Raw genomic sequence first — 534 nt, 5'->3', positions numbered from 1 at the left:
GTGCCGAACGAAATCGTCGAGATCTGCACGCCCTCGGCCTTGGCGGCCCGGGCCGCGGTGAACGCCCCCTGCGGGGCGTTGGGATCCAGCGGCACATTCTCGGCGCCGTCCGACTCCAGCACAATGCGCGCCGGCGGCGGCCCGTCGCCGCCGCCCATCACCGAGCCGACCGTCGCGATGGCCTGCAGCGCGGTGAACAGGCCCTCGCCCGTCGCGGTCTTGGGGGCCGGCTTGAGGCTGTCGATCGCGGCCTTGACCGCCTGGCGGTTGGTCGTCGGGGCGACCAGCAGCGAGGCGTTGGCCGCGAACTCCACCAGCCCCAGGTTGATGGCCGGCGTCAGCTCGTCGGCGAATTGCTTGCCGGCCTCTTTGGCGGCGGTCAGCCGGTCCGGGGGAACGTCGGTCGCCCGCATGGACTGCGACATGTCGATGACCAGCACGATGACGGCCCGGTTGCGCGGGATGCGCATGTCGTGGGTGGGGGTCGCGAGCGCGATGGTCAGCAGGACCAGGCTGAGCAGCGACACCGCGATC

Annotated in this window: 1 protein-coding gene; it reads right to left on the bottom strand. The window is 71.7% G+C overall.

The annotated features are described in order from the left end of the window. The coding region (locus A5702_RS22195; RefSeq protein WP_156669715.1) for a VWA domain-containing protein at positions 1-534 on the bottom strand (534 nt) is incomplete at both ends.

Source organism: Mycobacterium sp. E3339, assembly GCF_001666915.1.
GTDB lineage: Bacteria > Actinomycetota > Actinomycetes > Mycobacteriales > Mycobacteriaceae > Mycobacterium.
Note: the sequence above shows the minus strand (reverse complement) of the source record. Positions and strands in the feature narration are given on the sequence as shown.